Origin of the sequence: Pseudomonas sp. TH32 (assembly GCF_016650855.1) — a bacterium.
GTDB lineage: Bacteria > Pseudomonadota > Gammaproteobacteria > Pseudomonadales > Pseudomonadaceae > Aquipseudomonas.
In genome coordinates, this window is record NZ_JAEKFA010000001.1 from 141,850 (window position 1) to 158,087 (window position 16,238).

The following is a 16,238-nucleotide window of genomic DNA, read 5'->3' on the forward strand; positions in this document are numbered from 1 at the left end:
ATGACGACAGTAACTTCAGGCAACCCAAGTCCATTCTCCTGGAATGACTGGCGACAAAAACTGGACGAAAAACATACGGCAAGCACCTCACACCACCAGAGCGCCCATCAGGAGCCGCCCCACAACAAGGAAGCTGGCCAGCGCCAACGGCACCGATCTCACTCTTCCGGTCACTTCACTCAACACAAGTACGACGCGACCCCACCACCCGCAAAACCCGCTGTCACACCACCCGGTAACGAGTACCGCGCCAACGAATTCGTTTGGACCGATCTTGTCAACGTGCCCAGGTCTGCGAGTGGAGCTCCCGTGACCCACGAATTTGACAATGGCAATGTCAAAATAACCTCGTCGCCCATGCACCAGGGAAGCTTCAACGGCACGGCTACCCCGCGAAACAAGGTCACCATCGAAACGGGTAATCAGGACGATCACGTTGAGATAAAGACCCTACAGTCCGGGGGCATCGTGGCCGAAATCAATGGAAAAGCCTACGAGCTCCCCATCGAAAACGTGGGTGCAATGGCTGGGCTGCTTGAAATAAAAACCAACGGTGGGAAAGATCAAGTAAACGTCGCCAAAAATATCTGGTTCGAAACGCAGATCAGCCTCAACGATGATCATCGTGTATCAGGCCGAAATGGCTACACGTCCGCACCTGAATCCTCTGACAAAAAAACGTTTTCGGAGGCAGACGCTATCCCGGTGGCTTCCCAAATGAAGCAAGAGGGTGATAGCCGGGTCTTCAAGAAGGGCGATGTAACCATTTCATATGATCAAAACAAGCACTCCGACCGGCCCGGGGATGGTGTCACACAAATTAAGACAGGCAACGGTGATGACAAGGTTCGCATCAGTGCCGCCGCCGATGGTTCATTAATGGCCAATATCAATGGGGAGTCATTTTTGCTACCCGTCAAAAATGACCCCACCGGACAATCGCGACTGTTTCTCCAAACCCAGGAAGGTAGCGATAACGTCACCATCGACTCGAACGTTAAAAACTTCTCTTATATCAACTTGGGCGCGGACAAGTCGGGGACGGTTTATACCGGCGGTGGATTTGTCTCCGGCCCGGAAGAAACGAAGCAGGACCAACAATATAGAAACCAGAACTACACCCCGGTTTAAAACCGCCTGAGTGACCAGGCTGTGCGCGCTCGTCAGCCTGGCAAAAAACTGCGACGAACTTGCTGTATGGTGCGCGCGTGTCATGGATGACCGAAACCCGCAGCCAACGTCTTTCGAGTCCGCCGTACACCATGAAACCCTTCGCCGCCGTATCGGCCCTATTGGTCCTGGCCCTGAGCCTCAGCGGCTGCATCAGTCCGCCCCTGGCCCTGACACCGCAGACCGAACAACGCCTGAAAACCGAGGCGCCGATTCGTTTTTTACTGACCTTCGATGACGGCCCCAGCGCCTCGGGTTTTATGAACCCGAGCCGTTCGGTGATGGCTGACCTGGCGAATAACCCGATACAGCCGGGCATCAAGGCGGTGTTCTTTTTGCAGACCGAGGCGCCCCGCTCCGGCGGCAACCCTCGGGGTCGCAAGACCATGGAGCGTGAGTACGCGGCCGGCCATATCCTGGCCTTCCACACCGCGACCCCGTGGCACAGCAATCATCGCTCGCAGAATCCGGTTGAACTGGAACACTACCTCAGCCTGGGTTCATCGACCCTTGAATCCATCACCGGCCAGCCGCCCACACTGGTGCGCCCGCCGTTCTGGAATTACGACAAACGCACCTTCGCCGCGTACCAGCAGCATGGCCTGCACGTATTGCTCACAGACTTGAGTGCAAACGACGGGGTGATCTGGGTCTTCAATGGCAGCCCCCGGCGCCGGGAAAACCTGATCCGCCAGTTGTCGGTACTGCGCGAGCGCATTGCCAAGGGTGAGTTACCGACCGTGGACGGTGTGATCCCGGTGGTGGTGACCTTTCACGACATCAACCGCTACACCGCCTGGCACCTGAAGGAATACCTGCAAATCCTGATGGACAGTGCGCGCATTAATGGCGTGCCAGTCGCCCCGCAGCCGTTCTACACCGACCGGGCCGCCTTGCAGCGCGCCGCCATGGCGCGCACGGTGAAGGACGCCGACGAAGTGGTGCACCTGCCGGGCGTATGGAATTGGGTGTGGGACGCTGACTCGCATTAACTGCGCGACTCAACCCCCAGCTCATCCCACACCGACTCAGCCAAATGAAACGTCGCATTGGCCGCCGGAATCCCGCAGTAGATCGCGCTCTGCATCAGCACTTCCTTGATCTCGGCGCGAGTCACGCCGTTACTCGCGGCGGCGCGCAGGTGCAGCTTCAGTTCTTCACTGCGGTTCATGCCGATGAGCATGGCGATGGTGATCAGGCTGCGGGTATGCCGGGGCAGGCCCGGGCGGGTCCAGATATCACCCCAGGCGTGGCGGGTGATCATTTCCTGGAACTCGCTGTTGAACTCGGTCAGGGCGTTGAGGCTGCGGTCGACATGGGCGTCGCCCAGCACTTCGCGGCGCACTTGCAGGCCCTCGGCATAACGTTGTTTCTCGTCCACAAAACGCTCCTCATACAACGGTGACGACAGGCACATACCTGTGGCGAGGGAGCTTGCTCCCGTTGGGTCGCGCAGCGGCCCCAGTGAGGCCGCTGCAGGGTTATACAAATAGTTGAGTTGCGGCTGCTTAGGGGCTGCTACGCAGCCCAACGGGAGCAAGCTCCCTCGCCACAGGGTTCAGCGAAACTCAGCGGGCTAACAGAAATTCCAGTACGCGGTCGCTGAACGCGGCCCCGGCCTGTACGTTGGACAGGTGCGCGGCGTAGAACTCGGCGTACTCGGCGCCCTTCACGTGTTCCTGGATAAAGTGCCCACCGGCCGGCGGCGTAACCGCATCTTCACTGCCCGCAATCACCAGGGTCGGCACCTTGATCGACACCAGTTGCTCACGGAAATCCGCATCGCGCACCGCCGCGCAATTGGCGGCATACCCCTGGGGATTGGTCGCCGCCAGCATGTCGGTGATCAGCGTGGCTTGATCAGGGTGGGCCTCGGCGAAGTCGGCGGTGAACCAGCGTGCGATCGACGCATCACGCAGGGCAACCATCGCTGCCGCGCCGTCCCGCAGGACCATCTCGATGCGCGGGTTCCAGATCTCCGGCGTGCCGATTTTCGCGGCGGTGTTGCACACCACCAGCCGACGCAAACGCTCGCCCGCATGAATACCCAGCCACTGGCCGATCAGGCCGCCCATGGACAACCCGCAAAAATGCGCGCGTTCGATCTGCAATGCATCCAGCAACGCCAACACGTCACGGCCCAACTGCTCGATGCTGTAGGGGCCTTCGGTCACCAGGGATTTGCCGTGGCCACGAGTATCGAAGCGCAGCACCCGGAAGTACTTCGTGAACGCCTCGATCTGGATGTCCCACATGTGCAGGTCGGTGCCCAGGGAGTTGGACAGCACCAGCACCGGTGCGTCTTCGGGGCCATCGAGTTGGTAGTTCAGTTCGCCATCGGCGAGTTGTACAAATCCCACAGCAGCCTCCTCAGGCAGTCAATGCAAAATGTTCGGCAACGGCCCGGGTAACCCAGGTGTGTGCCTGGCCCAGGTAGTGCGCCGGGTCCAGCAGGCGATCGAGTTCGGCGGCCGAGAGCTCGGCCGTCACTTGCGGTTCATCACCCAGCACCGCCCGCAGGTGGCGCCCGTCGGCGACGGCGCGTTTGCAGCATTGTTCCAGCAGATGGTGCGCGGTTTCGCGGCCCAGCCGTTGGGCGAGCACGATGCTGACCGCTTCGGCCAGGACCAGGCCCTGAGTCAGGTCGAGATTCTGTGCCATGCGCCCGGGGTCGACTTCCAGGCCTGCGCTGACCAACAGCGCCTGATGCAATGCACCGGACACCAGCCGGCAAATCTCCGGCAGGGTTTCCCATTCGGCGTGCCACAGGCCCAGGCTGCGCTCGTGTTCCTGAGGCATCGCGCTGAACATCGTCGCCACCAGGCCCGGCACGCGGGTCGCGGCGCTGATCAGCACGGCGGCGCCCACCGGGTTGCGCTTGTGGGGCATGGTCGAAGAGCCGCCTTTGCCGGGCGCCGACGGCTCGAACACTTCCGCCGCCTCGGTCTGCATCAACAGGCTGATGTCGCGGCCCAGTTTGCCGAGGCTGCCGGCGATCAGGCCAAGCACCGAGGCGAACTCCACCAGCCGGTCGCGCTGGGTGTGCCAGGGTTGTTCCGGCAGGCTCAATTGCAACTCGGCGGCCAATGCTTGAGCCACCGGCATCGCCTGTTCGCCAAGGGCCGCCAGGGTGCCGGAAGCACCGCCAAATTGCAGCACCAGCAGGCGCGGTTTGAGTTCGCTGAGGCGTTGCCGACTGCGGCTGACTGCACCGAGCCAGCCGGCGATTTTCATGCCCAGCGTGACCGGCGTTGCGTGCTGCAGCCAGGTCCGACCCGCCAAGGGGGTTGCTGCATAACGTTGAGCCTGCGCGGCAAGGATATCACCCAGCCGCGCCAGGTCATGCTCGATCAGCTCGACCGCGCTGCGCAGTTGCAGCACCAGGCCGGTGTCCATCACATCCTGGCTGGTAGCGCCCAGGTGCACATAACGCTCGGCGCCGGCATCTTCGCTGGCGATCAACTTGCCGAGGGCCTTGACCAACGGAATCGCGGAGTTGCCCGCGATGGCGATCGCCTCGCCAAGGGCATCAACGTCGTAGAGAGAAGCCAGGCAGGCCTGGGCAATCGGCGCGACGGCCGCTTGCGGGATCAACCCCACCTGAGCCTCGGCCCGCGCCAGGGCCGCTTCGAAGTCCAGCATGCCCTGCAAGCGTCCCTGGTCGCAGAACACTTCGGCCATGCGGTTGGCGGTGAAATAGGCGTCGAACAGTTGGTTGCTCGTGCGCATCGTCATAGAACATCCCTAGGTGGCGCATACCCGGCAGCGGGCATGCGCCAGCCGGTTACAGATCGTGGTGCAAGTACGCCGCCTCTTTGGGCAGGCGCAAGCTGAACAGGAACGCCACCGCCATCATCGCCGTGACGTACCAGTAGAAGGTGTTTTCCATGCCCAAAGACTTAAGGCCCAGGGCCACGTACTCCGCCGAACCACCGAAGATCGCGTTCGCCACCGCATACGCCAGGCCCACGCCCAGTGCACGCACTTGCGGCGGGAACATTTCAGCTTTCACCAGGCCGCTGATGGAGGTGTAGAAACTCACAATGGCCAAGGCCAGGGTGATCAACACAAAGGCCAGGAACGGGCTGCTGACGGTTTTCAGGGTCAGCAGGATCGGCACGGTGAACAGCGTGCCCAGCGCGCCGAACCACAGCATCGAATTACGGCGGCCAATCTTGTCCGCCAGTATGCCGAACACCGGCTGCATGCACATGTAGAAGAACAGCGCGCCGGTCATGATGTAACTGGCCGTCTTGGCGTGCATCCCGGCGGTGTTCACCAGGTACTTCTGCATGTAGGTGGTGAACGTGTAGAAAATCAGCGAACCGCCGGCGGTGTAGCCAAGCACGGTGATAAACGCCGCCTTGTGATCGCGGAACAACGCGGCAATGCTGCCGGCGTCCTTGTCTTCACGCATTTCCTTGCTGGTGGTTTCTTTCAGGGTGCGACGCAGCAACAGCGAGATCACCGCGGCAATGGCGCCGATCACAAACGGAATCCGCCAGCCCCAGGCCCGCAGTTCTTCTTCGGTGAGGATCTGTTGCAGGATCACCACCACCAACACCGCCAGCAGTTGGCCGCCGATCAGGGTCACGTACTGGAACGAGGCGAAGAACCCGCGCTGGCCCTTGAGGGCGACTTCACTCATGTAGGTGGCGGTGGTGCCGTATTCGCCGCCTACCGACAGGCCCTGGAACAGCCGGGCGACCAGCAGCAAGGCCGGGGCCCAGGCGCCGATGTCTTTGTAGGTGGGCAAAAAGGCGATGACCAGGGAACCGGCGCACATCATCAGCACCGAGATCATCATGGAATTCTTGCGACCGTGTTTATCCGCCACCCGGCCGAACAGCCAGCCGCCGATGGGGCGCATCAGGAAGCCGGCAGCGAACACGCCAGCGGTGTTGAGCAATTGCACGGTGGGGTCGTCCGACGGGAAAAACGCCGGGGCGAAATAGATGGCGCAGAAGGCATAGACGTAGAAGTCGAACCATTCGACGAGGTTGCCGGAGGAGGCACCGACAATCGCAAAAATCCTTTTGCTGCGTTCTTCTCCGGTGTAGTGACTCGTTTTTGTTGTCATGTTTTTTTCACTCAGTGGGAACGGTTATAGCCTAGACATACTTTGCAACAACCATGTTCCGCAAGCAGACTTTTGGATATTTGTTGCCTGTGCCGGCCTCATCGCGAGCAAGCCCGCTCCCACATTTGGAATGCATCCCCCTGTGGGAGCTGGCTTGCCTGCGATAGATCCCCAGCCAACTCAGTAATCGAAGAACACCGTCTCTTCCTCTGTGCCCTGCAAAATCACATTCCACTGATACACACCCGCTGCATCCGCCTTGGCGATCAACGTGCGCCGCCGCTCCTGCGGCACACACGCCAGCAGCGCGTCATCCTCATTCAGCGCCTCACCGTCAAAGTAAATCCGCGTCAGCAGGTGCTTCACCAACCCACGGGCAAACACCAGCACCACCAGGTGCGGCGCCTGGGTCGTGCCCTTCAACCCCGGCACGCTGCCCGGCTTGATGGTGGTAAAGCGAAACCGCCCTTCCGCATCCACCGGCACCCGGCCGAAGCCTTCGAAGTTCGGGTCCACCGGTTTGTCCTGCTCATCCTCGGGATGGTCGTACTTGCCGGCCGCATTGGCCTGCCAGACTTCCAGCATGGCGTCGTTGACCACATCGCCGTTGCCATCCACCACCTGCCCGGTGATCGCCACGCGCTCGCCGAGGGTCTCGGCTACGGTCAGGTCTTCACGGTTCAGCCAGGTCAGGCCGATGTGGTAATACGGCCCGACGGTGTGGGAAGTAGTCGCGTTGCGGCTCATCTCATTTCTCCATCGGCGTGGCGTCGCGGCCGCGCAGGACGATGTCCCAGCGGTAGCCGAGGGCATAGTGCGGAATGGTTTTTTCCAGATCGAACGAGGCGATCAGGCGTTCCTTGGCGGACGTGTCCGGGACGCAGTTGTAGATCGGGTCGTAGGCCAGCAACGGGTCGCCGGGGAAATACATCTGCGTCACCAACCGCGTCAGCACACTTGGGCCGAACAGCGAGAAGTGAATGTGCGCCGGGCGCCAGGCGTTGTGGTGGTTGCCCCACGGGTAGGCGCCGGGCTTGATGGTCTGGAATTGGTACCAGCCATCGGCGTCGGTGACGGTGCGCCCGGTGCCGGTGAAGTTCGGGTCCAGCGGTGCGTCGTGCTGGTCGCGCTTGTGGTTGTAGCGGCCGGCGGCATTGGCCTGCCAGATTTCCACGAGGATGCCGGGCACGGGCAAGCCGTTTTCATCCAGCACGCGCCCGTGAATGATGATGCGCTCGCCCTGGGGCTCGCCTTCGTGCTGGGCAGTCAGGTCGCTGTCCTTCTCGTTGATCCGCTCGGCGCCGATGGTCGGGCCGGTGATTTCCGACAGGGAATGGGGCAGGAACACCAACGGCCTGGACGGCGAACGCAGGTTCGTCGACTGGTAGGCCGGGTGCAGGTAATCAGGCTGAGTACCCGCTTGCGGGCGCCGGTATCCGGGCTTGTCACTCATGGAGCAATCCTCTTTATTCTTGTGGGGCTCAAACGCGTTCGATCGCCAGGGCCAAACCCTGGCCAACACCAACACACATGGTCGCCAGGCCTTTGCTGCCGCCGGTTTTTTCCAGTTGATGCAGGGCGGTCAGTACCAGGCGCGCGCCGCTCATGCCCAGCGGATGGCCGAGGGCAATCGCGCCGCCGTTCGGGTTGACCTGAGGTGCATCGTCGGCAATCCCCAGTTCGCGCAGCACGGCCAGGCCCTGGCTGGCGAAGGCTTCGTTGAGTTCGATCACATCAAAATCGGTCACCGCCAGGGCCAGGCGCTCCACCAGTTTGCGCACGGCCGGCACCGGGCCGATGCCCATCACACGCGGCGCCACACCCGCGCTGGCCATGCCCAGCACACGAGCGCGAGCGGTCAGGCCGTGTTTTTTGACGGCTTCAGCGGAGGCCAGGATCAGCGCTGCGGCACCGTCGTTGACGCCCGAGGCGTTGCCTGCGGTGACGGTCTTGTCCGGACCGTTAACCGGCTTGAGTTTGGTCAGGGCTTCCAGGGTGGTGTCGGCCCGAGGATGCTCGTCGTGCTCGACCACGGTCTCGCCTTTTTTGTGGGCGACGCGCACCGGCACGATTTCTTCAGCGAAGAAGCCGGCGGCCTGTGCTGCGGCAGTACGTTGCTGGCTGCGCAGGGCGAAGGCGTCCTGGTCGGCGCGGGAGACTTTATAGTCGTCGGCCACGTTGTCAGCGGTTTGCGGCATCGGGTCGACGCCGTACTGGGCCTTCATCAACGGGTTGATGAAGCGCCAGCCGATGGTGGTGTCTTCCAGCTTCATGTTGCGCGAGAACGCCGCATCCGCCTTGCCCATGACGAACGGCGCACGGGACATCGACTCGACGCCACCGGCAATTGCCAGTTCCATCTCGCCACTGGCGATGGCGCGGAAGGCCGTGCCGATGGCGTCCATGCCCGAAGCGCACAGGCGGTTCAGGGTGACGCCGGGAATGCTCTCCGGCAGGCCGGCCAGCAGCGCCGCCATGCGCGCCACGTTGCGGTTGTCTTCGCCGGCCTGGTTGGCGCAGCCGAGGAACACTTCGTCCACCGCGTTCCAGTCCACCGACGGGTTGCGTTCCATCAAAGCCTTGATCGGCAATGCCGCCAGGTCATCGGCGCGGACGGTGGACAAGCCACCGCCAAAACGGCCGATGGGGGTACGAATGGCGTCACAGATAAATACGTCGCGCATCAGGCTTCTCCGGGGGCTTGGCCGTGGGCGGCAGCGGTGCGTGCTTCAAGGTCGCGCAGGGCGGTCAGTTCAATGTCGGTCGGTGCGGCGCTGGTGGTGACCTGGTCGGCAAAACGAATCGCCCAACCGGTGGCGGCCACCACTTGCTCACGGGTCACGCCGGGGTGCAGGGCGGTGACGACAAACTCGTGGCTGCCCTCCTCCGGTTCCATGATGCACAGGTCGGTAATAATCCCTACGGGACCGGCGCCTGGCAGACCCAGGCGTTTGCGCGAGTCGCCGCCTTCGCCGTGGCCCACCGAAGTGATGAAATCCAGCTTGTCGACAAACGAACGGGCCGACTGCTTTAGGATGATCAGCACGCTCTTGGCAGAACCGGCGATCTCCGGCGCGCCACCGGCACCCGGCAGGCGCACTTTGGGCTGGTGATAATCACCGACCACGGTGGTGTTGATGTTGCCAAAACGGTCGACCTGGGCCGCACCGAGGAAGCCGACGTCAATGCGCCCGCCCTGCAGCCAGTAGCGAAAAATCTCACCGGTCGGCACCACGGTGTCGGCGGTTTCCGCCAGTTCGCCGTCACCGATGGACAGCGGCAGCACCGACGGTTTGGCGCCAATCGGGCCGGACTCGTAGATCAGCACCACATCAGGCGACGACGTCAGGCGTGCCAGGTTGGCAGCCTTGGAGGGCAGGCCGATGCCGACAAAGCACACCGAGCCGTTCTTCAGGCGGCGCGCGGCGGCGACGGTCATCATTTCGTTGGTGGAGTAAGCCATTATTTGGCCTCCTGCGCGGTGGCCAGCTTGGCCTGGAATTCACTGAAATTGGCGGTGCCGTGGATGTATTCGTTGATCCACGCGGTAAACGTCTCACGGTCCCGGGCGATCGGGTCCCAGGCCTGATAGAAACGGTTGTCCCGCTCTGTGTAACCGTGGGCGTAGGACGGATGCGCGCCGCCGGGCACGTGGCACACGGCAGTCAGGGCCCAGGTCGGCAATACGCAGGCGTTCATCGGCGCATTCAGGTCATCGACGATTTCTTCGACGGTGACGATGCAGCGCTTGGCCGCCAGGGCCGCTTCCTTCTGCACCCCGAGGATGCCCCACAGCAGCACGTTGCCCTTGCGGTCAGCCTTTTGGGCGTGGATCACGGTGATGTCCGGGCGCACCGACGGCACGGCTGCCAGCACTTCACCGGTGAACGGGCACGTCACGGTCTTGATCAGCGGGTTGACCTTGGGCAGGTCGGAGCCGGCGTAGGCGCGCAGCACCGCGAACGGCAGGCCGGAGGCGCCGGCGACGTAGGCATTGGCCAGGTCGGCGTGGCTGTGCTCTTCGATCTCCAGCGGTTGCGGCCATTGTTTTTCAACGGCGTCCCGCAGGCGATGCAGGGAGCCCACACCCGGGTTGCCGCCCCACGAGAAAATCAATTTGCGTGCACAGCCGGCGCCGATCAACTGGTCGTAGATCAGGTCGGGGGTCATGCGCACCAGCGTCAGGTCTTTCTTGCCCTGACGAATGATTTCATGACCTGCCGCCGTAGGGATCAGGTGAGTAAAGCCTTCGAGTGCAACGGTGTCGCCGTCATTCACGAACTGCTTTACCGCATCAGCCAGCGAAAGAATTTCAGCCATGGGGTGGGCTCCCGGTATCGATCGAAAAAGGCGCTGGAGGCAGCGCCGAAGTGTTTGAAGATTAAGCCGGGGGTTGTGGCCAAACAATCCGATAATCGACTGAGTGTTCGATTATCGAACGGATTGTTGTCTTGCTATCGGTCGGTTTCAGGTGGCATCCGCGTGGCTGACCATGCCCTTGATGACCACCGCCGTGGTGGCCAGAGCCGCTGGAATCACCAGAGCCGTCAGCACCTGTTCGAAGTTCCAGCCCAGGCCCAGCAAGGTCGCGCCCATCCATGCGCCGAGGATCGCGCCAAAGCGGCCGATGCCGAGCATCCACGACACGCCGGTGGCGCGGCCCTGGGTCGGGTAGAAACGTGCGGCCAACGACGGCATCGCCGACTGTGCACCGTTGACGCACATCCCGGCGATCAGCACCAGGGTCGCCAGCAGCGTGATATTGCCCAGGCTCTGCCCCACCGCGTAGGCAAACACCCCGGCCAGCAGGTAGAACGTGCCGATGACCTTGTGGGGATTGAACCGGTCCATCGCCCAGCCCACGCCGACCGCGCTCAATACGCCGCCAAACTGGAACAGCGCACCGATAAACGCGGCCTGTTCCATGCTGGCGCCGCTGTCGCGCATCAGGGTCGGCAGCCAACTGGTCAACAGGTAAACAATCACCAGGCCCATGAAGTAAGTCAGCCACAGCAGCAAGGTGCCGGCGCTGTAGGTGCCGGAGAAGATCACTGCGAATACGTTGCGCGCCTTGACGGTTTTTTGTTCCGGGACGCTGAAGCTTGAGGCCTGGGCGACAATGCCCGGCTCGATCGGCGCAAGGGTCTTGCGCACCTTGTCGGTGCCCCGATTGCGCACCACCAGGTAACGCGCCGACTCCGGCAGCCACACCAGCAACACCACCGCGAGGATCAACGGCAAAATCCCGCCGATCATCAGCAAGCTGTGCCAGCCAAACGCAGGGATCAACTTGGCCGAGATAAACCCGCCACCGGCCATGCCCAGGTTGAAGCCGCAGAACATGCTGGTCACCAACAACGACTTATGGCGTTCCGGTGTGTATTCGGAGAGCAGCGTCGTGGCGTTTGGCATGCCGGCGCCCAGGCCCAGGCCGGTGAGGAAGCGCAGGATCAGCAGTTGATCGACGTTACTGCTGTAGGCCGACGCCAGGCTGAAGGCACCAAACACCAGCACCGCCCCCACCAGCACCACTTTGCGCCCGAAACGGTCGGCCAGCGGGCCGGAGCCGAGGGCGCCAAACACCATGCCGATCAGGGCAGCGCTCATCACCGGGCCGAGGCTGGCGCGGTCAATGCCCCAGTCCTGGGACAGCGCCGGGGCGATAAAGCCCATGGCGGCGGTGTCGAGGCCGTCGAGGAAAACGATGAGAAAACACAGGATCACCACCCGCCATTGATACCGCGACAGCGGCTGGGCGTTGATGAAGGACTGAACGTCCAGGCAAGTACCGACAGCAGGTGAAGGCTGATTCATTATTTTTATTTCCACACCGATGGGCGGGCGAACGACGTTGGGTCGTCATTATTATTGGGGCGGCGCCATGAAGCGCTGCCGCACATTAATAAGCCTTGGGAAACACCGTCAATTCATCCCGCCGGGATCTGTGCGGTCACCGAACACCTTAGGCAAACAGCTGGGCACTCAGCTCCTGGCTGGCGCTGAGCATGCTCGGCAGGAAACGCTGCTCCAGCTCACTGCGGCTGACCCTTCCGGCATGGGTGCTGACGTTCAGCGCGGCCAGCACCTGGCCGGAAGCGTCGTACACCGGCACGGCGATGGAACGCAGGCCCTGTTCCAGTTCCTGGTCGACAATGCACCAGCCTTGCTGCCGCACTTCCTGCAAACATTCGAGCAACGCTTGCGGCGTGGTGAGGGTGCGGCTGGTCTTGGTTTGCAGGTCGGCGTGGTCGAGGTAATCTTGCAGCGAGGCGTCATCCAGCGCCGCCAGCAGGATACGACCCATCGAAGTGCAATAGGCCGGCAGGCGGCCGCCCACCGACAGGTCAACGGAAATCAGGCGCTGGGTGGTAGCCGAGCGGGCGATGTAGAGGATGTCATCGCCTTCCAGGGTCGCCATGTTGCAGGCTTCGTGGAGCTGCTCGCTCATGCGGTCCAGGTACGGCTGGGCCGACACCGCCAGGGGCGTGGATGACAGGTACGCATGGCCGAGGGTCAGCACCTTGGGCAGCAGCGAATAGGTGCGCCCGTCGGTGGTGGCGTAGCCGAGTTTGATCAGGGTATGCAGGCAACGTCGCACGGCGGCGCGGGGTATTTCCGTACGATGGCTGATCTGGGCGATGGTCAGGTGGCGCTTGCGCTCCTGGAATGCCTGCACCACGGCCAGCCCGCGGGCCAGGGAGGTCATGAAGTCCGGATCGCCGGTAAACGCCTGGATACGCTTGGCGGGTGACGCAACGATCGGCGGCGCCACTGATGCGAAGGAGTTGCGCAATTGATCGTTCATTTGGGGGTCCTTTCTCTTATTTTTAACCGCTGCGGGAGGATGACCGCTATTACAAGCCCCCCTGCAATTGATACACAAGGCAGGGCTGCCAACATTGGGCGATTATCGGACGGTCATTCGATAATCGCAATTTGTCACCGCTGACCGGTACACACCCTACAGCGGCGCCCCACTTGACCGACTTTCGGAATCGACTGATGTACGAGCGAAGTTGCGGGTTATTTACCGCCGGTAGAACGCCGCACAATTTATGGCGCCAATAGTTCAGCAAGTACCCCACATGCACGCGTAACAAAACCCTCACACAAAGTTGACGATTTTTAACTTGATGACGATAGTGTTATTCAAACACATCGCTATAATGCATCCTGTGTAGAGGCCAGCCTCGTCTAGCCCCCGAGGACGAACCTCACCCAGCCGTGCGCTGGCTTTGTGCAAGCTGCGCCGCAAGTACCTGACACTCATTTCAAATGCCTGCCAACTGCTTGTGGCTGTGAAAAGAAAACTGTTGCTACGACAGCTGTTCTTCTCCGGTATCGTGGCCGCGTGCAATAAAGAAGTGTTTTTTCCTTTCTGGCATCGCGCTTCACCGGAATTAAACTCAACTCAATTAGGTAACAATGTGACGAAAGACGAACTGCGCGCGGAACTTGAGCGCCAGGAACAACGTTACAAGGATGTTTACGGCGGGGAAGTCACCACCTACGCCGCCCAGCCAGAACCTGAACGCAAGCCATGGCGAAAACGAGCCAGTCTGCTCGACCAGGCCTTTGCCCAGGAAATCCAAAAGATTGAACAGGACCTCAAAGCCGGAGAGCCATAAGCGATTCGGGTTGAGCTTCCCAAGGTGCCATCTCTCTGCCAGTACCGCACTGGCGGAGGGAAGCCTCTTCATGCCGTCTTAGCGAAATTTCATACAATTGTTTCAGATATTCCCTTTCGGCGGTTTAACCCGTCTATTTTCGCTATCTCCCTTATAAATCAAACACTTGCCAAAGCCCCGAAAACACCGGGATGCGCCCCTGCCCCCCTTTTTTTTTCGTTGAAGAATGTTACCGATGAGCAGCTAGTGCATTGATTACCGATGTTTTCTGGCATAATCGCGCCCCCTTACGACCGGGTCAGAAAACCTTCATGATCGATTTATTCAGCGGACTGGATGCTTGGGTTCTCGTGAGCCTGTTGCTCGCCCTGGCCTTTGTCCTCGCCTTCGAGTTCATCAATGGCTTTCATGACACCGCTAACGCGGTTGCCACAGTCATCTATACCAAAGCCATGCCTCCGCATCTGGCCGTGTTCTTCTCCGGGGTGTTCAACTTCCTCGGCGTGTTGCTCGGTGGTGTCGGTGTTGCGTATGCCATCGTGCACTTGCTGCCGGTGGAGCTGCTGATCAATGTGAACACCGGCCACGGTCTGGCCATGGTCTTCTCATTATTGGCAGCGGCGATCACCTGGAACCTCGGCACCTGGTATTTCGGGATCCCGGCGTCCAGCTCCCACACCCTGATCGGTTCGATCCTCGGTGTCGGCCTGGCCAACGCCCTGATCAACGACATTCCCCTGGCTGACGGCGTGAACTGGCAGAAAGCGATCGATATCGGCGCCTCGCTGGTGTTCTCGCCCATGGCCGGTTTCGTGGTGGCAGCCCTGGTGCTGCTGGGCCTGAAATGGTGGCGCCCGCTGTCGAAAATGCACAAGACGCCGGACCAGCGCCGCAAGCTCGACGACAAAAAGCACCCACCGTTCTGGAACCGCCTGGTACTGGTGATTTCGGCCATGGCCGTGAGCTTTGTGCACGGCTCCAACGACGGGCAGAAAGGCATCGGCCTGATCATGCTGGTGTTGATTGGTATTGTGCCGGCGCAGTTCGTGCTGGACCTGGGCAGCACCACTTACCAGATCGAGCGTACCCGCGACGCCACGCTGCACCTGAATCAGTTCTACCAGCGCAATCAAGAAACCCTCGGTGAGTTCCTCGCCTTGGGCAAAAGCGTGAAAGACGACCTGCCGGGCAAGTTCCAGTGCAATCCGCAGCAGACTGAACCGACCATCAACGCCCTGCTGGGTACATTGAAAGGTGTCTCTGACTACCATTCACTGACCGCCGAGCACCGGATTGAAGTGCGCCGCTACCTGTTGTGCCTGGATGACACCGCGAAGAAAGTCGGCAAGTTGCCTGGCCTGGATGCGCGTGAGAAGTCCGACCTGGACAAGTTGCGCAAGGACCTGACGGCGACAACTGAATACGCACCGTTCTGGGTGATCCTGGCCGTAGCGTTGGCCTTGGGCCTGGGCACTATGGTGGGCTGGAAGCGTGTGGTGTTGACCATTGGCGAGAAGATCGGCAAGCAAGGCATGACCTATGCCCAGGGCATGTCGGCGCAGATCACCACGGCCAGCATGATTGGCCTGGCTAACATCTTCAGCCTGCCGGTTTCCACGACCCATGTGTTGTCTTCGGGTGTGGCGGGGACCATGGTGGCGAACAAGAGCGGGCTGCAAGGTGGCACCGTCAAGACCATTCTGATGGCTTGGGTGTTGACGTTGCCGGCGACTGTGGGCCTTTCGGCCGGGTTGTTCTGGTTGGCGTCCAAGGCTTTGGGCAGCTGACAGTTCTGATGCTTGTGAAGAAGGTGCGGCCTGTGAGGGTTGCGCCTTTTTTTATGGCTGGGGTTTGGGTGTATATCCGTTTTTTGGGTGATGGCTGATATGGGTTCCGCTCTTACAGCGGCTCACTTTTGAACAGCGCAAAAGTAAGCAAAACGCTCTTGCCCCACCACTCGGCACCTCGCCTAGGCTCGGTGTGCCCTCAGCTCCGGCAGTACTCCGCGGGCCGCCGCGACGGGGCGTCCCTGCCCCGTCGCGGCTAAACCGGCGTCCTGCCGGTTTACCCGCTCCGTACTACCTGCGTTCGGCCAGCGTGGTTTAACGGGGCGCCTAAGATCAAGATCAAAAGCAGATCAATAGCACAGCGGCCTACAGGCCGGCTTGAGTGGTGTGAAGCAAAGGCAAAATCAAAATCTAAAGCGGGCACGGTCCCCTGTAGGAGCTGGCTTGCCGGCGATGGTCGTTAACGATGACGTTGGCATCCTGATTCAACGCGGCGCTCTCAGGTTCTTCGCCGGCAAGCCGGCTCCTACAGAAAAGCGGCTCTGCTCTGGCTTTTGATCTGGCTTCTACCAC

15 protein-coding genes are annotated in these 16,238 nt (G+C 61.2%); 4 read left to right on the forward strand and 11 right to left on the reverse strand.

What is annotated here, in order from left to right:
* Entirely contained in the window at positions 1 to 1,131 is a 1,131-nt protein-coding gene (locus tag JFV30_RS00690) for a hypothetical protein (RefSeq protein WP_201121531.1), read from the forward strand.
* A 131-nt stretch (positions 1,132 to 1,262) separates the two neighbouring features.
* Positions 1,263 to 2,162 (forward strand): polysaccharide deacetylase family protein, encoded by a 900-nt coding sequence (locus JFV30_RS00695; RefSeq protein WP_201121948.1) that lies wholly within the window; start codon positions 1,263 to 1,265, stop codon positions 2,160 to 2,162.
* On the opposite strand, the gene pcaC is transcribed toward JFV30_RS00695, so the two are convergent.
* From pcaC to pcaR, 11 genes are all read right to left on the reverse strand, one after another.
* Complete coding sequence (gene pcaC / locus JFV30_RS00700) at positions 2,159 to 2,551, reverse strand: 4-carboxymuconolactone decarboxylase (protein ID WP_010176670.1); 393 nt, start codon at positions 2,549 to 2,551, stop codon at positions 2,159 to 2,161. The genes JFV30_RS00695 and pcaC overlap by 4 nt on opposite strands.
* Before the next feature lie 187 nt (positions 2,552 to 2,738).
* Positions 2,739 to 3,530: a 3-oxoadipate enol-lactonase gene (gene pcaD, locus JFV30_RS00705; protein WP_201121532.1), complete on the reverse strand. Its 792-nt coding sequence runs from the start codon at positions 3,528 to 3,530 to the stop codon at positions 2,739 to 2,741.
* Between the two features lie 10 nt (positions 3,531 to 3,540).
* Positions 3,541 to 4,905, reverse strand: a complete 1,365-nt coding sequence (locus tag JFV30_RS00710) for a 3-carboxy-cis,cis-muconate cycloisomerase (protein ID WP_201121533.1) — start codon at positions 4,903 to 4,905, stop codon at positions 3,541 to 3,543.
* Positions 4,906 to 4,954: 49 nt separating this feature from the next.
* Positions 4,955 to 6,250 carry an MFS family transporter gene (locus tag JFV30_RS00715; RefSeq protein ID WP_201121534.1) on the reverse strand — a complete coding sequence of 432 codons (1,296 nt, stop codon included), beginning with the start codon at positions 6,248 to 6,250 and terminating at the stop codon, positions 4,955 to 4,957.
* A gap of 180 nt (positions 6,251 to 6,430) precedes the next feature.
* On the reverse strand, positions 6,431 to 6,997 hold the full coding sequence (pcaG, locus tag JFV30_RS00720; protein ID WP_201121535.1) for a protocatechuate 3,4-dioxygenase subunit alpha: 567 nt from the start codon (positions 6,995 to 6,997) through the stop codon (positions 6,431 to 6,433).
* Position 6,998: 1 nt separating this feature from the next.
* Complete coding sequence (gene pcaH / locus JFV30_RS00725; protein WP_201121536.1) at positions 6,999 to 7,703, reverse strand: protocatechuate 3,4-dioxygenase subunit beta; 705 nt, start codon at positions 7,701 to 7,703, stop codon at positions 6,999 to 7,001.
* A gap of 28 nt (positions 7,704 to 7,731) precedes the next feature.
* On the reverse strand, positions 7,732 to 8,937 hold the full coding sequence (pcaF, locus tag JFV30_RS00730) for a 3-oxoadipyl-CoA thiolase (protein ID WP_201121950.1): 1,206 nt from the start codon (positions 8,935 to 8,937) through the stop codon (positions 7,732 to 7,734).
* Positions 8,934 to 9,716, reverse strand: coding sequence for a CoA-transferase subunit beta (locus tag JFV30_RS00735; RefSeq protein ID WP_201121953.1), 783 nt, complete (start codon positions 9,714 to 9,716; stop codon positions 8,934 to 8,936). The genes pcaF and JFV30_RS00735 overlap by 4 nt, the downstream gene beginning before the upstream one ends.
* Positions 9,713 to 10,570, reverse strand: coding sequence for a CoA transferase subunit A (locus tag JFV30_RS00740; protein WP_003219830.1), 858 nt, complete (start codon positions 10,568 to 10,570; stop codon positions 9,713 to 9,715). The genes JFV30_RS00735 and JFV30_RS00740 overlap by 4 nt, the downstream gene beginning before the upstream one ends.
* Before the next feature lie 147 nt (positions 10,571 to 10,717).
* Positions 10,718 to 12,064 carry an MFS transporter gene (locus JFV30_RS00745; RefSeq protein ID WP_010176678.1) on the reverse strand — a complete coding sequence of 449 codons (1,347 nt, stop codon included), beginning with the start codon at positions 12,062 to 12,064 and terminating at the stop codon, positions 10,718 to 10,720.
* A 148-nt stretch (positions 12,065 to 12,212) separates the two neighbouring features.
* Positions 12,213 to 13,055 (reverse strand): pca regulon transcriptional regulator PcaR, encoded by an 843-nt coding sequence (gene pcaR, locus JFV30_RS00750; RefSeq protein WP_003219833.1) that lies wholly within the window; start codon positions 13,053 to 13,055, stop codon positions 12,213 to 12,215.
* Between the two features lie 622 nt (positions 13,056 to 13,677).
* Here pcaR and JFV30_RS00755 point away from each other — a divergent pair.
* Positions 13,678 to 13,878 carry a hypothetical protein gene (locus JFV30_RS00755; protein ID WP_201121955.1) on the forward strand — a complete coding sequence of 67 codons (201 nt, stop codon included), beginning with the start codon at positions 13,678 to 13,680 and terminating at the stop codon, positions 13,876 to 13,878.
* Between the two features lie 311 nt (positions 13,879 to 14,189).
* Positions 14,190 to 15,665 carry an inorganic phosphate transporter gene (locus JFV30_RS00760; protein WP_003219836.1) on the forward strand — a complete coding sequence of 492 codons (1,476 nt, stop codon included), beginning with the start codon at positions 14,190 to 14,192 and terminating at the stop codon, positions 15,663 to 15,665.
* The last annotated feature ends 573 nt before the right edge of the window (positions 15,666 to 16,238 follow it).

Coding starts and splice junctions, on each gene's coding strand:
- JFV30_RS00690 (WP_201121531.1), top strand. CDS start 1: ATGACGACAGTAACTTCAGGCAACCCAAGTCCATTCTCCTGGAATGAC.
- JFV30_RS00695 (WP_201121948.1), top strand. CDS start 1,263: ATGAAACCCTTCGCCGCCGTATCGGCCCTATTGGTCCTGGCCCTGAGC.
- JFV30_RS00710 (WP_201121533.1), bottom strand. CDS start 4,905: ATGACGATGCGCACGAGCAACCAACTGTTCGACGCCTATTTCACCGCC.
- JFV30_RS00715 (WP_201121534.1), bottom strand. CDS start 6,250: ATGACAACAAAAACGAGTCACTACACCGGAGAAGAACGCAGCAAAAGG.
- pcaG (WP_201121535.1), bottom strand. CDS start 6,997: ATGAGCCGCAACGCGACTACTTCCCACACCGTCGGGCCGTATTACCAC.
- pcaH (WP_201121536.1), bottom strand. CDS start 7,703: ATGAGTGACAAGCCCGGATACCGGCGCCCGCAAGCGGGTACTCAGCCT.
- JFV30_RS00740 (WP_003219830.1), bottom strand. CDS start 10,570: ATGGCTGAAATTCTTTCGCTGGCTGATGCGGTAAAGCAGTTCGTGAAT.
- JFV30_RS00745 (WP_010176678.1), bottom strand. CDS start 12,064: ATGAATCAGCCTTCACCTGCTGTCGGTACTTGCCTGGACGTTCAGTCC.
- pcaR (WP_003219833.1), bottom strand. CDS start 13,055: ATGAACGATCAATTGCGCAACTCCTTCGCATCAGTGGCGCCGCCGATC.
- JFV30_RS00760 (WP_003219836.1), top strand. CDS start 14,190: ATGATCGATTTATTCAGCGGACTGGATGCTTGGGTTCTCGTGAGCCTG.